General features: G+C 42.7%; 13 protein-coding genes. All 13 read right to left on the reverse strand.

The genetic code is table 11. From position 1 onward, the window contains the following. Positions 1-105: 105 nt before the first annotated feature. On the reverse strand, positions 106-1530 hold the full coding sequence (gene cls / locus DEAC_RS18840) for a cardiolipin synthase (RefSeq protein ID WP_047811628.1): 1425 nt from the start codon (positions 1528-1530) through the stop codon (positions 106-108). Between the two features lie 150 nt (positions 1531-1680). Continuing rightward, positions 1681-4332, reverse strand: coding sequence for a translation factor GTPase family protein (locus DEAC_RS18845; protein ID WP_047811629.1), 2652 nt, complete (start codon positions 4330-4332; stop codon positions 1681-1683). A gap of 291 nt (positions 4333-4623) precedes the next feature. Further along, entirely contained in the window at positions 4624-5256 is a 633-nt protein-coding gene (locus tag DEAC_RS18850; protein ID WP_047811630.1) for an acetate uptake transporter, read from the reverse strand. Positions 5257-5720: 464 nt separating this feature from the next. Beyond that, a complete protein-coding gene (locus DEAC_RS18855) occupies positions 5721-6884 on the reverse strand; it encodes an iron-containing alcohol dehydrogenase (RefSeq protein WP_047811631.1) in 1164 nt (387 codons plus the stop codon). A 405-nt stretch (positions 6885-7289) separates the two neighbouring features. Next, entirely contained in the window at positions 7290-7919 is a 630-nt protein-coding gene (cobC, locus tag DEAC_RS18860; protein WP_047811632.1) for an alpha-ribazole phosphatase, read from the reverse strand. Positions 7920-7935: 16 nt separating this feature from the next. Beyond that, positions 7936-9045 (reverse strand): XdhC family protein, encoded by a 1110-nt coding sequence (locus DEAC_RS18865; RefSeq protein WP_047811633.1) that lies wholly within the window; start codon positions 9043-9045, stop codon positions 7936-7938. 19 nt (positions 9046-9064) lie between these two features. Then, positions 9065-10195: a DVU_1551 family NTP transferase gene (locus DEAC_RS18870; RefSeq protein WP_047811634.1), complete on the reverse strand. Its 1131-nt coding sequence runs from the start codon at positions 10193-10195 to the stop codon at positions 9065-9067. Continuing rightward, positions 10192-11535: a DVU_1553 family AMP-dependent CoA ligase gene (locus DEAC_RS18875; protein ID WP_047811635.1), complete on the reverse strand. Its 1344-nt coding sequence runs from the start codon at positions 11533-11535 to the stop codon at positions 10192-10194. Before DEAC_RS18875 ends, DEAC_RS18870 begins: the two co-directional genes overlap by 4 nt. A gap of 3 nt (positions 11536-11538) precedes the next feature. Further along, entirely contained in the window at positions 11539-12882 is a 1344-nt protein-coding gene (trsS, locus tag DEAC_RS18880; protein WP_047811636.1) for a radical SAM (seleno)protein TrsS, read from the reverse strand. Between the two features lie 17 nt (positions 12883-12899). Then, a complete protein-coding gene (gene trsM, locus DEAC_RS18885) occupies positions 12900-13643 on the reverse strand; it encodes a DVU_1556 family methyltransferase (protein ID WP_047811637.1) in 744 nt (247 codons plus the stop codon). Positions 13644-13688: 45 nt separating this feature from the next. Continuing rightward, positions 13689-14135 carry a DVU_1555 family C-GCAxxG-C-C protein gene (locus DEAC_RS18890; protein WP_047811638.1) on the reverse strand — a complete coding sequence of 149 codons (447 nt, stop codon included), beginning with the start codon at positions 14133-14135 and terminating at the stop codon, positions 13689-13691. Between the two features lie 13 nt (positions 14136-14148). Beyond that, positions 14149-14361 carry a DVU_1557 family redox protein gene (locus DEAC_RS18895; RefSeq protein WP_047811639.1) on the reverse strand — a complete coding sequence of 71 codons (213 nt, stop codon included), beginning with the start codon at positions 14359-14361 and terminating at the stop codon, positions 14149-14151. Beyond that, entirely contained in the window at positions 14354-16657 is a 2304-nt protein-coding gene (locus tag DEAC_RS18900; protein ID WP_047811677.1) for a pyridine nucleotide-disulfide oxidoreductase/dicluster-binding protein, read from the reverse strand. Before DEAC_RS18900 ends, DEAC_RS18895 begins: the two co-directional genes overlap by 8 nt. Positions 16658-16707 lie beyond the last annotated feature (50 nt).

The following is a 16707-nucleotide window of genomic DNA, read 5'->3' on the forward strand; positions in this document are numbered from 1 at the left end:
TTACCTCCATGAATCCAACCTCCACTGTTTCGCGAATCGCCCGGGGAGGTTGGAAATTAGTAATATTATACAGACATTTGAAGATAAGGTAAAGCTGAAGGAACTTTATAGCAGTGGTGAAAATAAACGAGCAAAGGACTCTTTAAGACGTTCGGAATATGGACGAGTTTGGAACGCTTCGAGATTAATACTTCGAGATTCACTCAAATCATTTTCGAAGTCCTTAACTAAGAGCATCGTTAATTTCTGATCATACATAAACGCGGAGATTTCAAAGTCAAGGGAAAAGCTACGCACATCCATATTAGCAGACCCTACAGATGCTAAAGTTTCATCAATGAGAAGAACTTTAGCGTGAAGAATTCCTTTCATATACTTATAGATTTTAACGCCTGCTTCGAGCAGTTCTTCAAGATAGGAGTTCATAGCCCAGTAAGTCACTTTGTGTTCCGGAACTCCTTGGATAATGATTTGAACATCTATTCCTGAGAGGGCTGCAGTCTTGAGCCCCATGATTAGACTTTCATCAGGGATAAAATAGGGTGTCTCGATTTTTATGCTCCGCTTAGCCATCGTTATCGCGACGAAAAAACCTTGCAGAATGGATGCCCAATTAGAATCCGGGCCGCTGGCGCCAATCTGAATAGGAAGTATATCAGGGATTTCAACCTTAGGAAAGTAGTTTTCACCCCTTATCTCCTGATGAGTTACAGTATTCCAGTCGTTTAAAAAGATACTTTGCAGGGTATGGACGGATTCTCCAAATAATTTGAGGTGAGTATCTCTCCAAAATCCAAGTTTCGGGTCACGCGAAAGATATTCGTCTCCAATATTGAGCCCCCCCATGTACCCTACATACCCGTCAATGATAACAATTTTTCGGTGGTAACGTAAATTAAGCCTTGGAGTTAAAAAGGGAAAGCGTAATGGAAAATACCATTGAGCTTGGATTCCGGCTTGTCTCATGGTAGTCATGAAGTTTCCAGCCAGGAAAAGGCTCCCCACTCCGTCAAGGAGAACGCGTACTTCCACTCCTTCAGAAACTTTATGGGAAAGGATTTTTAAGACGTCGGCACCTATTTCATCATCTTTGAAAATGTAATAGCTCAAATGGATGTGATGGGCGGCATTTTCTAACGATTGAAGCAAAGCAGCAAATTTCTCTCGGCCATTGACGAGTACGTCAACTTTGTTATGCATCTTTAAGCGGGCATAACCACTATACATAAGGAGGTTAGCTAATTTAAGGTCTAAATTGTTATCTGGAGAAAAAGTTGAGTATTCATTCTTTGGAATGGGATCGTATTCATTGATTCTTTGCTTTAACCTATTTGTCCGTTGTGCCTTATTCCGAAAGAGTTTATTACGTTGCTTTTGAGAAAATAGAATATAAAGAAGAAAACCCAGGATCGGCAGGAGACTTAGAATAAACAACCAAGTTACAGTTTTTCCTGGATCTTTATTTTCAAGAATAATCACTGTTCCCAAGAGCAATACTTGAACGCCTACTAATAATGCGACCCATAACATGTTTCCACCGCCCAGTTATAGTTTTCAGCGAGTGCCTTATTTGTTTACTACATTTCGTATTATGTGCACTCGATGGACTTTTTAACTAGGAAATGGAAATCTATCACGATGAGCATAACTCTCTTCGGGAATTGCCCCTATTGATATAGTTTAAGTCTCATTTTTATCTTTAATCAGTTTATCAATCCGCTGTTTTGCTTCAGGAGACAATGTGTCCATTAAATAATTACGTGGTCTTCTCTGTATTTCCCGATATTCCAGCTTTGTTCTTTCATAAGTCTCTTCGATCTCGGCCTTTAGTTCCCTGGCAGATAATAAGACACATCCTTCTCCTCTGATAATAATCTGCTGTAAACCGTCTGATGTTGCAACAGTTATATTATATTTTTTCTGATTATCATGAGCGAATTTTTCAATATACTGGTCTGCAGTTTGTGCCTCCCTTGTATAAACCAGATGAATATTATGATAGTCGATAATTTCTTCAAGATGCCCCTGAACGAGGTAAGCGTCGAACACAACAATAATTTGGCATTTTCGAATGCCTTGATAATTGCTTAGACTCTCCAGTAATTTCATTCTGGCACCGTCCATATTGCTATCCGCAAGTTCTTTGAGCTCAGGCCAGGCATGGATTACATTATATCCATCAACAAGAAGATACTCTTCTTTGTTTACCTTCTCACTGCTTACAGAGACAAAGTCTTCGTAATAACTTTCGCGGGCTGTTTTGCGTTTTTTCCAGGCAGACTTCTTTCCTTGGTTCGCATAGAAAGTATTATTGATAATTTGATCAATCTCATCCAAACTAATCCACTTTTCTTCTGAGTATGAGACACGGTTTGGGGCTATCTCTCCGGCCAAATCCTCTTTTTTCTGAAAATAGCTTTCAACATGCATGTGATCCTTTACGCTATCCCAATCCACCAAAAAGCCCGAGCCATGTGTACAAAATACAGAACCTGTAGGATTATTAACATCTCTTTCCGAATCATAGCCGATACTTGCAATGATCTCATCTGCATTGTGGCATCGTTCATACCCTTTTAGGCTGCAAAAGAGCCTGCCAAGACCTTTAGTATAGGCGATAATTTCTTTCTGATAATTTCTCATGGTAAGAACAGGGGCACTCCCCACAAGAATCGACATCTCCCCATTTGTCTGCGATATTTCGCATGTACCATGCATTTTCTCGATGTCCGTCATAGCTCTTCCTACCATTTTCACAGGGAGTTCCAGCTCAAAGGCATAATAAGGCTCCAATAATATAGATTCTGCTTCCTTTAAACCTTGGCGCACTGCACGGTAGGTGGCCTCTCTGAAATCACCGCCTTCTGTATGCTTAGTGTGTGCTCTGCCTGAGACTAAAGTGATTTTCATATCTGTGATTGTTGATCCTGTTAAAATTCCTTTGTGCGCTTTTTCTTCCAGATGGGTTAATATAAGCCTTTGCCAGTTTTTACTTAAGGTATCCTCACTGCATTTTGCTCCAAACTTAAGACCACTTCCCGGTTCACCGGGCTCCAATAAAAGGTGAACCTCCGCATAATGGCGCAATGGTTCAAAATGTCCTACCCCTTCAACGACATTGGCAATCGTTTCTTTATAGACAATCCTTCCGGCATCAAAGGTCACTGGGATACCAAAACGGCTTTGGATAAGGTTCTGCAAAATTTCAATTTGCACTTCTCCCATGATCTGGGCCTGAATTTCTTGTAATTGTTCATTCCAGACAATATGAAGTTCAGGCTCTTCTTCTTCAATCTGACGCAGTTTGGGTATCATTACTCTCGGGTCACAGCCCTCTGGAAGTATAATCTGATAAAACAACACGGGTTCCAAAACCGGTGTATTTGAAGCTTCTTCTATCCCTAAACCTTCTCCCGGTTTCGTTTGGCTGAGCCCCGTAACCGCTAAAACGGAACCTGCTTCTATTTCATTTACTGCCTCAAATTTTTGTCCAGAATAGACACGAATTTGATTTACTTTCTCTTCCCAAAGCCCATTCTTCAAGATATCTTTTACCTTAAGTCTTCCGCCAATAAGTTTCATGTGCGTGAGACGGTTACCCTGTTCGTCTCTGGTTATTTTGAATATTTTAGCTCCGAACTGACTGGGATAGAAAGGTACTATGGCATTGTCAGCAATGCCCTGCATAAATTGCTCAACACCTTCTAATTTTAAGGCTGAACCGAAAAAGCAGGGAAAGACGTTTCGCTCCTTTATTGCATTTTTGATCTGTGCCGTTTCAATGTGTTCTGTTTCCAGATATTCTTCCATCATTGTTTCATTACACATGGCCAGTTGATCATAAAAGCGGTTTGTCTTAACATGTTCAAATTCAATGCATCCATCATTCAATTGCTTTTTTATCTCTAACATCAATTTGTCCTTATCCGTCCCATTCTGGTCCATCTTATTGACGAATAAAAAGACAGGTATCTGGTACATGTTGAGAAGCCGCCACAACGTTTTCGTATGCCCCTGTACCCCGTCGGCGCCACTTATCACTAAAATGGCATAATCCAACACCTGAAGCGTTCTCTCCATTTCAGCTGAAAAATCTACATGCCCTGGGGTATCCAGTAACGTAATCTGAGTTTCTTCTATCTCAAATATGGCCTGCTTCGAAAAAATAGTGATTCCCCTTGCTCGTTCAAGCTCAAAGGTATCTAAATAAGCATTTTTATGATCTACTCGTCCTAATTTGCCAATTTTACCGCTCAGATAAAGGATGGCTTCTGATAATGTCGTCTTGCCCGCATCCACATGTGCTAATATCCCAATGACTAATTTATTCATTATCTATGTTCAAATCCTTTATTCATCTGATTCAATCTCAAAGCATCGGATATAAATTTTTAAGTCGATTCTTTAGATATTATGATACCAGTAAGTTTTGATTTTAACAATTTCCTATATTATTATTTACATTATAAGTAAAAGCTTTAAGATTTCTCTTTAATATTGTCTAATTAAAAATGATAGTTATACTTCATCATATTTTGAACATATATTAAAAAAACTCGACAATAATGCCGAGTTCAAATTAATCCACGCGAAATCCAACAAAGGATAAATTTCAAGTGTCAATTAAGCCTGTTTCCCTGAAGAAAAATTTTTCTTAACAGTTACGGCACGAGAGCCAACTGGGAGAACCGCACGACCATAAAGTGGATTTAGAACTCCGGCCGCTGAGGCATACCAGGCACAAGCTGCCGTAATTAATCCAAAAATACCGCCAGGAACACTTGAAGAAATAATGCCAAATTCGGCTAAATCCAATAAAACAAAGGCAATTTCCACGAAGGTAAATACTGCTAGTAAAGCATTATTAATTCTGAAAGTCCCTATCCACATATAGAACGTAAAAATGGTGAACCCTGTTAAATATACTCCAAGAGCCATATGACCAGAAGCACCAAAATTGAGGATCTTAAGTGTCTCTAATATGACAGTGGCTGCCAAACCCATCCAAAATGCTCCATAAGTTGTGAAAGCCACTGCCCCAAACGTATTGTTCTTTTTAAACTCCCACATTCCGGCAAGTATTTGGGCTAAACCACCGTAAAATAGTGCCAGAGGGACAAATAATGTACCGAGTTCCGCTGGCACTAGCTTCGCATTTGACAGACTAAGAATGAATGTTGTAAGTGCAAAACCGGCTAAACCAAGTGGTCCTGGGTCGGCTATTGAACTTTCTCGGATCTCCATGATCTCTGCCATTAATCATCGACTCCCCTTTACTCATGTTTATAAGTTCAGTGACGTTGGAAATGCTAAATTGTTATAAGTCCAACAAATAACTCTCCAGGTGTTTCACCTCCTATCATCCGCTAGTTTCTTTGATCATATAGTAAGGCCTTACACCTAATTATATGAACATTCTAAATTTTCATGATATTAGTATACCAATTACTAACATTTTCGTCAAGGTGATCTCAAACTTGAAGTATTTGTTCTTTTTCACATTTTTTGGGTTGGGATCACTGAACAGATTCTAGAATAAAATATCAACAGGCCAGTGACCTCATACCATGTTTCACTGTTTCAGGAGTTTGTCGTTTGGGTCATAAGAAGGAATTTTAAAATCTTCATGTTCATAAAAAACGAGATGCGCTGGCGAGATGAGTAAAATCTTCTCTGCCAGCGCATTTGTTTTTTGCGAAATCTTAAAATAAGTTCCTGCTTTACATTGCGTTTTTATAGATTTGAATGACTTGATCGAGGGTTGCAGTTCGTGGATTCGTTAATTGACAAGCATCCTGCTTGGCATTACCTGCCATAAGGGCAAAGTCTTCTTCTTTAACTCCCAGTTCTGCTAATCCTGTAGGAATACCAACATCTCGCGAAAGCGTTGCTATAGTGCTGAAACATTTCTCGGCAGCTTCTCTGGCTGAAAGCCCGGTAATATTTTCTCCCATGGCCTCAGCAATCTCTGCATAACGCTCGACATTGCCAATCATGTTAAAACGTGAGACGTGTGGCAAAAGGATGGCGTTGCAAACACCATGCGGCAAATTATAGAATCCTCCTAATTGGTGGGCCATAGCATGAACATAACCTAAACTGGCATTATTAAATGCCATTCCAGCTAATAATTGAGCGTAAGCCATTTGTTCACGAGCTTCGAAATCTTCCCCATTGGCCACGGCACGACGCAAATACTTGCTAATTAATCTAAAGGCCATTAAAGCCGCCGAATCCGTTACAGGTGTAGCTATTGTGGAAACATAGGCCTCTACTGCATGGGTAAGCGCATCCATTCCGGTTGCAGCGGTTAAACTGGGTGGTTGTTTCATCATTAATAAAGGATCGTTAATGGAAACATTAGGTGTTACATGCCAATCAACAATAGCCATTTTAATGTGTCTGGCTAAATCTGTAATAATGCAGAATCTTGTCATTTCTGCCGCCGTTCCTGCGGTGGTATTAATGGCAATCATTGGGGCCATCGGTAAAGGAGATTTATCCACGCCTTCATAATCATTAATTCTGCCGCCATTTCCGGCAACCAATCCAATACCCTTAGCACAGTCATGGGAAGAGCCTCCACCCACCGAAACAATAAGGTTGCAGCCTTCTTTAGTGTAAATATCCAATCCATCATGAACATTTTTGTCGGTTGGATTTGGTTCAGCCCCCCCGTAAATAACAACTTCGAGGCCTTCTTTACTGATAATATCAGCAATTTCTTGAGCCATACCGATCTTTTCCAGGAATGCATCGGTAACTAAGAAGACTTTTTTACCGCCCAATAATTTTGCTTGTTTTCCGGTTTCTTGTACTGCTCCTGCTCCCATAAGGTTTACTGTTGGCATGAAATACCCATAGACTTGATGAATGATTCCCATGTTTTTAACCTCCATTTTCATATTAGTTTTAGTATTTGATTTTCAACGCTGAATATGAGCCAGAATTTAATTCCCGGATTCTTGACGAATAATATAGCAATTTCTGTGCCAGAACTATCTGAAAATTTAGTTATTTGTTTCACATGTCCTATTTTATTGAATTTCTTCAGCTAAAGTCGAAAATCAAGCTGCGCTGGAGGACGGAGGTTATTCTTAAAAAGATAGATAAAAGCAGTAAAACGATAATCTTTACGTTTAAATTTATTTTTAAAATATATGTTAACTCGCTATAATGGACTATTTTGGAACACTTTGTTTTGAACAAACGCTTTAAATTGGAACACTTTTAAATAATAACGTTAATAGTTCCGAATAATTTAGGGTTAATTTATTGATTTTCGTAAATCAATAAATTAACCCTTCGCCGGTTACCTTAACAACCAAATTGTTCATATAGTTTAATCTGTACCCCGAACTATCTTGACAAAGTAAATTAACGCAGCCATAACTCTGTTGGAGTTGAAAAACATTCTCCAAGGGCATCCCAAGGACATGGCAGATAATTATTCTGTTCACACCGGCATGAGCAACAATTAAAATTGTGTTTCCTGCAGATTCCGCCAGCCGCTCAAACGCCGGAAGGACTCGTTTGGAACAGTCACTAAAGCTTTCACCCCGGGGCGGGACAAAATTTGCAATAGTTTGACCACGTTCTGCGAATTTCTTAGGGAACCTTGTTCTAATTTCCGAGAAAGTTTTCCCCTCCCAATCACCCATGTTCACTTCCCGGAACTCCGGACAAAGGATAGGAACCGCTGTGCTAAGAATTGCGATGATTTCCGCTGTTTGCTGCGCCCTCATTAAATCGCTGCAAAAAATATTATCGAATGACAAGTGACTAAACATATCCTTTAGTAATGAAGCCTGCTTTAAACCAAGGGGACTTAAGGGCAGATCAGTTTGACCAATATAACGTTTTTCACTCCCTAGGCCGATATCACCATGTCTGACCAAGTAAATTAATTTTTGCTTCATGTCTCTCCAGGATCATCTACTTTAAGGTCTGATCCATCTCCCTTTGAACTTTAATCAACTCGCTGAGAATACTAACGGCAATTTCTTCCGGAGTTTCTGCTCCTATTTTCAGACCAATCGGAGAATGAAGATTTTGCAGTAAATCGGCCGGAACTCCTTCTTCCTCTAATTCAGTTTTTAAAGCTTTAACTCTTTTGCGGCTGCCAATCATGCCCAAATATGCTGCCGGCTGGCGAATCACTTTTTCCAGACATACTTTATCATAGCGATGTCCTCTTGTGACAATTACCACAAAAGTTTGGGGAGTGATTGTGATTCTGTCTAAGGCTTGTGCAAAATCAGCGCAAATCACATTGTCTGCCTCTTTAAAGCGAATAGAATTGGCAAAAGCCGGACGATCATCGATGACTGTAATCTCATACCCTACTATTTTAGCCATAATGACCAGGGGGAGCGCAATATGACCACCACCTAAAATCAACAATTGCACAATTGTTCTTTGCGGTTCAATGAGCAACCGAAAGGATGGTTTGCTCATGGATGTTTCGCAAGGCTCAAACTCAGAATTCAAACTAATTAATAACGGCCGGCACCGTTTAGCGCAGATTTTGCCGCTTTCTTGGGCCACTCGATTTAAGCCATCTAAATGAAGATCACCGCTGACTTCGCCGTTTGCCTTAATAACTAGTTTGCTTCCTATCAAATGTTCAGGAGCTGATTCGATTAGTGTAACGAGAATCGGATTCTGATTTCCTTCCTCGAGTGCCGCTAAATAGTCTTTGTAAAGTTTAAATTGTCCGGCGAAGTTATGAGAACCTAAATAATCAATGAATAATCCCATGATTCCCCCGCAAACCATTCCTTCATCCTGGGCAATATCAGCAGTCATATTTAAATAATGCACCTTAGAAGTGCGTGCTGCTATGACATTGAGAGCCTCCCTCCTGGCTTCAGCCTCACCGCATCCGCCGCCAATGGTACCGACGATTGTTCCGTCAGGAAAAACTAACATTTTAGCTCCGGGCTTACGAGGAGTTGAGCCAAGGACACTGATGATTGTAACCATAGCAACTTCAGTATTTTCCTCTAGGGCAATTTTAAGTCTGTAGATTATTTCATTTTCCATTGTTTCCTACCCCTCTAGATTAACTTAATAGTTCAGATAAAGGCATGTTAATAATTTTCTCAATCTTTGTCTTAATCCACTCGGCATCCAAATATCGTCGTTGTATTTTCTCAAGTGCATCGGGGTCGTTTTGGTGTTGCTCCAAGGGGCCGGCAAATCTGTCTTTAAGAGAAACAATCTGCTCGTCTTTAACAAACTTATCAGCCAAATAGACGACTTCTTTTTCCGATATGGTCTGTTCAATGTTTGTACAAATGTCGGTGTGTTCGGCCACTATTTTTGCGACCATTGGGTAATTCATGAGCATGCTCGATCCAACTTGTGCGTGGTGCGGTTGACCCTTGGCCAGGTCATGCAATAAGGCTGCAGCCTTAATTAAGTCAAGGTTTATGCGGCATCCTGAACTTCTTAAACAACTTCCGATAACGCAGCAAAGAGCGGCTACTTGCTTACTGTGTTTAATGACTTTCAAGGGAGTTTCAGTCTTTTTGATAATCTCATAACATTCCTCTTCGGAAGGCAGCAGGGTATCACCAATGTAATCAAGCAGTTTACAATAGTCCTCCGGTGTATCCATGTCAAGCAAAACACCCGAGTCTTCAACCTGAACTTCGACGGCATCATCATCATACTGCTCTAACATCGCTCTCAGTCCGCCCGGTTTATTCCATTTTAGAATGTCGTTAACATAGCAGCTGGGAATTAGAGGAGGATGACCCCTCTCGCCTTGAAACGACGGGTAAACTATACTTTCCTGCTTAGAAAAGAAAGTGTCTTCCATCATTTCAAGAGTGTGACGTTTAATTAGGGGATTATCGGCAGGTAAAAGAAAAAAACCAGCCGTCTCAGAAGTGAGACTTTTAACTCCGGCCTGGACCGAAGAAAACATCCCTTCGGAATAATTGGTGTTCACGATAATTCGAACCCCTAAATTTTCCAAAAGGGGAAACAGTTCATTCCCGCGATGCCCAACGACAACTCGAATATCCTTGAAACCATTGTCCAAAAAACTATGAACAGCTTGTTCTATGACAGTAATCCCTCCCAAAGGCAACAATGGTTTAAATTGTTTCATGCGAAACGAGTATCCGGCAGCAACAATAATTGCTGTCAGTATCCCCCTCTCTGGCCTGGATTCTGTTCCAGTCAAGGCTGGTCACTCCTCCTTCGGTCTTGAATCTGTCGCTTAGCTCTGCTTTTAGGGGCTCTTACCCCGGGAGTTTCGCTAAAATTGAGGTTAACCTGCAAACTGTTGGTTTGCAGTCCGGTCTTTAGGTTGGGGATTTTGGCAAGGGATTGTAGAAGCGACTGTTCTACGTCCTCTGCGACAGGCTTCCTCAAGAGAATATTTATGTTTAAGCGATTTTGCTTAGCCACTTCAGTAAGCGTAACCTCGAAGTCAATAATATCCCCAAATTCAAAGAGAACCTCGTCAAAATCGGAAATCGTCAAGTAGTCCCTCTCATTCAGAAAAACCCGATCTCTGGATTTTAATCGTTCCAATCGTTTCAGGACTGTGTTACAGGAGCAAGGGCCAGGTATAAATCTGGAAATGTCGCCGGTTCGGTAACGAACTAGGGGCATAGCTGATCTGGTCAGTGTCGTAAAGACGATTTCCCCTGGCCGCCCGTCTATCACAGGGGTTCCTGTCAGGGGATCGATAATTTCAAAATATAGGTCTGCTTCCCTCAGATGATAACCACAGAAGCCCTCACATTCAATCCCGCCGCCTAAACCCATCTCAGTCATACCATAATGATTAAACACCTGACACCCCCAATATTTTTGCAGTTCTTTGACAACAGTTAAGGGTACATAATCGGTACTCAGCAAGACGCTTTTGATGTTTAGAGAAGATGATTCGTCCCTTGAAGCAATAAATCTTGCTAAATTCAGGACTTGAGCAGGTATCCCGACCAGAACATTGATTTCTTCCCGTTTTATTTGTTCAAAGGTTACTTCCGGATCAATAACCATTCCATGAATGTTCCCTATTACGCCTGCCCTTGCTAAACCCAAATGCAGTAAGTTACCGACACTTCCAGTCGTTTCACCCGGAAGCAAAATCAAGACTCTGTCCCCTGGTTCAACCAAGGTGAACATGCCATGATGAAAAAAGTCGATGGTCAATTCTTGATCAGGTTCGCTAAAGAAGAGACGTTTGGGTTTTCCTGTTGTACCGGAAGTCTGGAGGGTAACGATTCTGCTGATGTCATCTTGGGAAACACATAAGAAATCCAGGGGATAATTTTTGAGGTCTTCAGACGTGGTAAAAGGCAGTTTATTTATGTCTGCTAAACAGGAGATCTTACTATCCAAGCCCTTATAGAGACGGCGGTAAAATCTGCTGCCAGCGCTTACCCAAGCAATAGTTTCCTGCAGTTTGTTCAACTGATAATTCTCGATCAGCTTTCGCGTCAGTCTTCCCGAACGATTACCGATAATTTTCTCTTGTACCCATGGTTCAAGCGGGGTAACATTTATGGCCAAGATTTATCTCCCCTTGCGGTAAAGTGAGCGCCCATTTTTAGCGGTGAGATTATAAGCACAAAAGGGAATTAACTTGCCTTCAGGGCTTACAACATGGATACAGCAATTCTTTAAGCGTTCAAGATCCAGATTCCAAACATCTTGAAAAGCCATACCGCTGAGGGAAAAAGCATACGTTTTAAGTTGTTGAATTAAATTGTCCCAGGAGTCGCCTGGATTATCCTTTACGGTTTGAACTTTGAACAACTCAGGACCTGACCACTGGCGGGCTACGAAGGTCCTGGTTTTTCTGGCCAGCTCATCCGCTCGTTCTGGTCTCTCACAGCAGGAATTGTTCAAGATCGGCTTCAAACTACCGTCAGCTCTGCGCGTAAAGCTGCCGCTGAAAGAACAGCGTCCATTGTGGGGCTTCAGATTTTCAGCTTTAATCAGCCCTTCTGTCTGCTTCTCAATGGCTTGAATAACTTCCGGCAGTGTAATCCGATCTTCGTCCAGCGGTTCTTGGGGAATTCTGCCGAAATAGCTTACAGGTTGGAAATGAACCCCTCTGACGGCAGGATGATTTTTTAAGGCGAACTTTATGATTCCGCCGATATTATCAGTGTTTATTCCCGGTATGAGAGTCGGTACTAAGACAACTCCGATTCCGTGTTCAGCACAGTTTTCAATGGCTTTCACTTTCAGATCGTAAAGCTGCCGTCCTCTGATTGCCTGATATATTTGATCCTCTGTACCATCAAATTGCAAAAAAACCGAGCTAAGGCCGGCTATCTTTAAGCGGCTTAAATATGGGGAATCCTCGGCCAGCCGTAAGCCATTCGTGTTAATCTGGATAAAGTTAAAACCTAATCTCCTGCCCATTTCTATGATTTCCGGCAAATCGTCCCGGAGAGTCGGTTCGCCGCCGGATAACTGGATATTCACCGGGCCACTGGCGGCAAGGACGTTTTTATACCACCCTTCAATCACTTTCAGCGAAGGTTCGTCAAGCTCCGTTCCGGCATTGGCAAAACAGAAGCGGCAGTTTAGATTGCAGCGCTGGGTAACTTCAAGCAGGGCCGTACAAGTTGTCTTATAATGGTCTGCGCACAAACCGCAGTCAAAGGGGCATCCCTTATCAACTTGTGTAAAACATTCCTTGGGCGGAGTAGGAATTGTAGGCCTGACCCAGGAGGCCCATTGAGGACTTCCATGCCAAATCAAGGTTCGATACTCACCATGTTCGGGGCAGCGTTTTACGAGATAAACATTCTCACCCTGAACCTCTCTTTGTGCCGGAATCTTGCGCAAACATTCCGGACATAAACTTTCAGTAGTGGAAGTTAAACTTCCCTCCCTAACCTTCATACGCTCTAATCCCTCTCTTACTGGAACTGGTATCCCTTATGGGCAATCAGTTGGAAATAGCCCATCTTTGCTTTTTTGACCGCTTCCTGGATAGAGTTAGGATCAACGAAACTTAAACACGAAGCAGATTTAAGCCAAAAATTTGTCATCGATCCATGAGTCATTATTAGATCAACCGTCAGTTGGATCAATAAATTTGTATGGTCACTCCAGTCAACAATATGAAAGTCAAATTTATTAAGCATATTCAGCAGCTCGTCCTTGGTCAACGCCCTTCTGATGCAGGACTCGATGCCGAGTTCTCGAAGGTCCTTCAATCCATCAGGATTCCGGGCATAAACATCATTAATGATCAGCCAGCCGCCCTGCTTGAGCACCCGGAAAATTTCTTTCAGGACCTGATTTGGCTCTTCCATTACGGATAAGGTACACTCGGCGAATACCCCGTCAAGGTCGTCTGGCAGAAAGGGCAGCTCCTCTCCCCGACCCCGAATCAGGTTTAAGTCAGGATTTCTCCTTTTTCCGACCTCCAATAATACCTCCGAGGGGTCAATCCCAAGGGCTTGGAGCTGATATTCGGAGATCAAACGTTCAACCGTTGCACCACTGCCGGACCCCACGTCTAAGACTTTGGCACCAGGAAGAAAGTTACAGCGCTTTACTCCCAGGTCGGTTAGGAAAAAGCCGCCCGGACGTAAAGTATCTCCTGCAGCCTGCCGAAGAGCGTCACCTTCATAGACTTTAAAAACATTGTTATTCATACAGTTTTGAGTCCTCCGTCTGAGTCGCCAACTTCCGGCTTTTTACTAATACTCTTCGTCTGACTCTGTGTCTTCAGAATTAGCCGCTCTTATCTCTTGAACCTTATTAAAAGTTGCTGCAACAATATTGCCGCAGCGTACCGGATACTCATTCCCCTCGTCCAAGGACTGGTCTAAAATCCCTTCACATTCGATACTGCCATGGACGTCTTCAAACCAGTTCATTAATTCCTTGAGCATAGCGTTGATTTTAAGGTGCCCTGATTCGCCGGGACTGCCCTTGCCGGCAGATAAGCCAATCAAGCACGCTCCACCGGTAAGCGCTCCGCAGGTTTTTCCCGACCTTCCAATTCCTCCGCACAAACCATGCATCGCTTTGATAAGATCGGGGTTTTCCTTTCCGAGATCATCTAACCCCAAAATCAAAATAATTTGACTGCAGCAAAACCCTTGAGCTGCCAGTTGAAACATCCGAAAGGCGTCGGCCGGCATCATCCATCCCCCTTTACTTATCTTCCAGGCTTTGCTCGACTTCAAACATCTTGCCTAAGGCCAGTTCCTCGGTAATCAGGACCAGACCACAGTTAAGACATTTAAGTTCTTGAACCTCGAAATCATTGCCTAAATAAGATGCCTTAACCAAACCCCGTTCCAGTTCGCCGCCGCATTTTCCGCACTTCCAAGGCAGTTTTTCCGTTTGTTTTGGTGTATTACTCATGAGCTCCCTCCACGATTTCCATGCGATGGCTGTAAGCATTGTAGACAATAAAACCTTGTTCCTGAGGTTCGTATTCAACCCAATAAGTTACCCTGAGGGGACGGTAATGGGCCAAACTGTGGCCATTATCGGGATTCGTAAACTTTCTTCCTGTCCGCTCCGCATACCCAATAACCTGTTGGATATCCTCAATAAGAATATGACGGTCTTCCATTATCCCCCAAACTCTGTCATTGATTTGAAGGTTTATACTCATATAGGCTTCCTCCTGATCCGACGGAGTTTCTTGCCACAGCGTATGCAGCAGTTTACGTTTCAATTTGGCCCGATTTTCATGGCGGTAGGAAAAACCAACACTTGGTTTGACGGCAGCCTGCTCAAGATCGTCTGAAAAAATCAGATCTAATAAATGCCATGTTCGTTTGCCTTTAGAGGCAAACCGATCTCTGCACATAGCGCAGTAGGCAACATAATCCACATCGGACTCACTGATTCGATCTTCGACAATCTTCTGCGCTAATTCCCGGTTAGCAAAGGACATCAGCCCTCCGTAACCGCAGCATTTAGTCCGCTCTCTGCTGTAAGGCAATTCCTCAATGTCATACTTTAGTTTCTGTAGAATTTTTCGGACAGCATTATGGATGGACGGTTCATGTCTCGTTGTACAAGCATCTTGGACTGCCACTCTTCCTCCGCTGAGCATGTCTTCTTGTCCGGGAAGTTCCATGTCAGCCATCAACTCCCACAAAGAGACGATGTTCGGAAACTTTGTTTGGAACATACTGTGACAGGTGGAACAGGCTGTGATGATCTGGGGCTTGCCCAGCCGTTCCCATTCAGCAGCTAAGACTTCCCAATTTCTTCGGAACAGGTCTTGCTCACCCGCCCAGTCAGCCGGCGCACCGCAGCAGCCAAGCATTAAACCTACGCCTCCGGTAAGCTTTTCCATCAACAATTTATAAACATTTTCTACGTGCTCAGGAGACGAAGCGCTCAATTGGCACCCGGGAAAAAAGACGTAGCTGCTGGAATTACAGCCTGGCTGATGCCTGGCTAAGGCAAACTTATCACTGTTGCTGAAAGCCATGTCCCGCAAAGCAAAATCATGAGCTGAAGGCGGCATTTTTCCTTTGCCGATCATGGTTACCCGGCTTGCTTTGCAAACTTCTCCCAGATCTAATCCCTGCGGACAAACCTCAGCACATAACCCGCACAAACTGCAGGAGTTGATCATTTTATTGGCATGCCGCATCCCCATGACGATGGAATTATTATTATAAATTTGGCGCAGATACTTTTTAGGATAACTTCCGTAGCTTTCAATATATTTGCAGGCCTTGATACATTCCAGACACTGACAATTCAAACATCTGGAAGCCTCCTGAACAGCTTCTTCAACAGTGAACCCTGCCTGTTCATTACTCATAGACACTGCCGGCAACGGTTCAATTCCTTGAGTGTTAACAAACAGTTTACTCTCATAAGAACCTTCGCCTTCACGGGAAGCCGTTAAGGAAACCCCTTGTAAATAGCGGTCTATAGAAATTGCTGCTTTACGTCCGTCAGCGACAGACCTTATCGGTGAGTCATTATCCGCTAGGGTTCCCCCAAAAATACCTTTAATCGCTGTTGCACCGGTAACTGGGTCAAGGTCATAATTATTTCCGAGAAGTTCAACCGCGTCAGCTGATTGCTTCGCCAGGCCAAGATACAGGGCAGCAAATTTCTCCTGAAGATCGGCTAAATCTAAGCGGGTAATTTCCCTATTTAGTTCGATCTGAACCTTAAGTCGGGATAAAACGGAAAGTTCCTCGACAATAACTTCCGGGGACAATTGGTTTTTAGGAAAATCCCAGAGGCTGCCGCCAATTCGATCTGCTTTATCGAACAAGGTAACTTTATATCCTTTTTTAGCCAAATCATAAGCCACCGTCAGGCCTCTCAGTCCAGAACCTACTACCGCTACAGTTTGACTTTTTTCCGGAATCATCCCAGCTTTCGGCGAGTTACTGGATTGATTTTGTACACAAAACCTTTCTAATGCTGCTATTGAAATAGGTGATCCAACATCTCTGCGTTTACAAACGTCCTCACAGGGGTGATCACAAATCCGACCTATAATTCCGGGAAAGGGCTGTTTTTTTTGCAATGTTGCCAGAGCGCTTTTTAAATCCTTTTTTTGTATGTCGGACATTAGCTTGCGGGCATCGACATGGATTGGGCAACCCGCCGTACAGGCCGGAGGGTTTTCTTGGGTACACTTATCTTCCAGCAGTTTTAATTCCTCTTGTTCCATAAGCAACACCCGATTTCCTTAGTTATGGATGCAAACATAAACGGGTATAC

The organism is Desulfosporosinus acididurans (assembly GCF_001029285.1).
GTDB classification, from domain to species: domain Bacteria; phylum Bacillota; class Desulfitobacteriia; order Desulfitobacteriales; family Desulfitobacteriaceae; genus Desulfosporosinus; species Desulfosporosinus acididurans.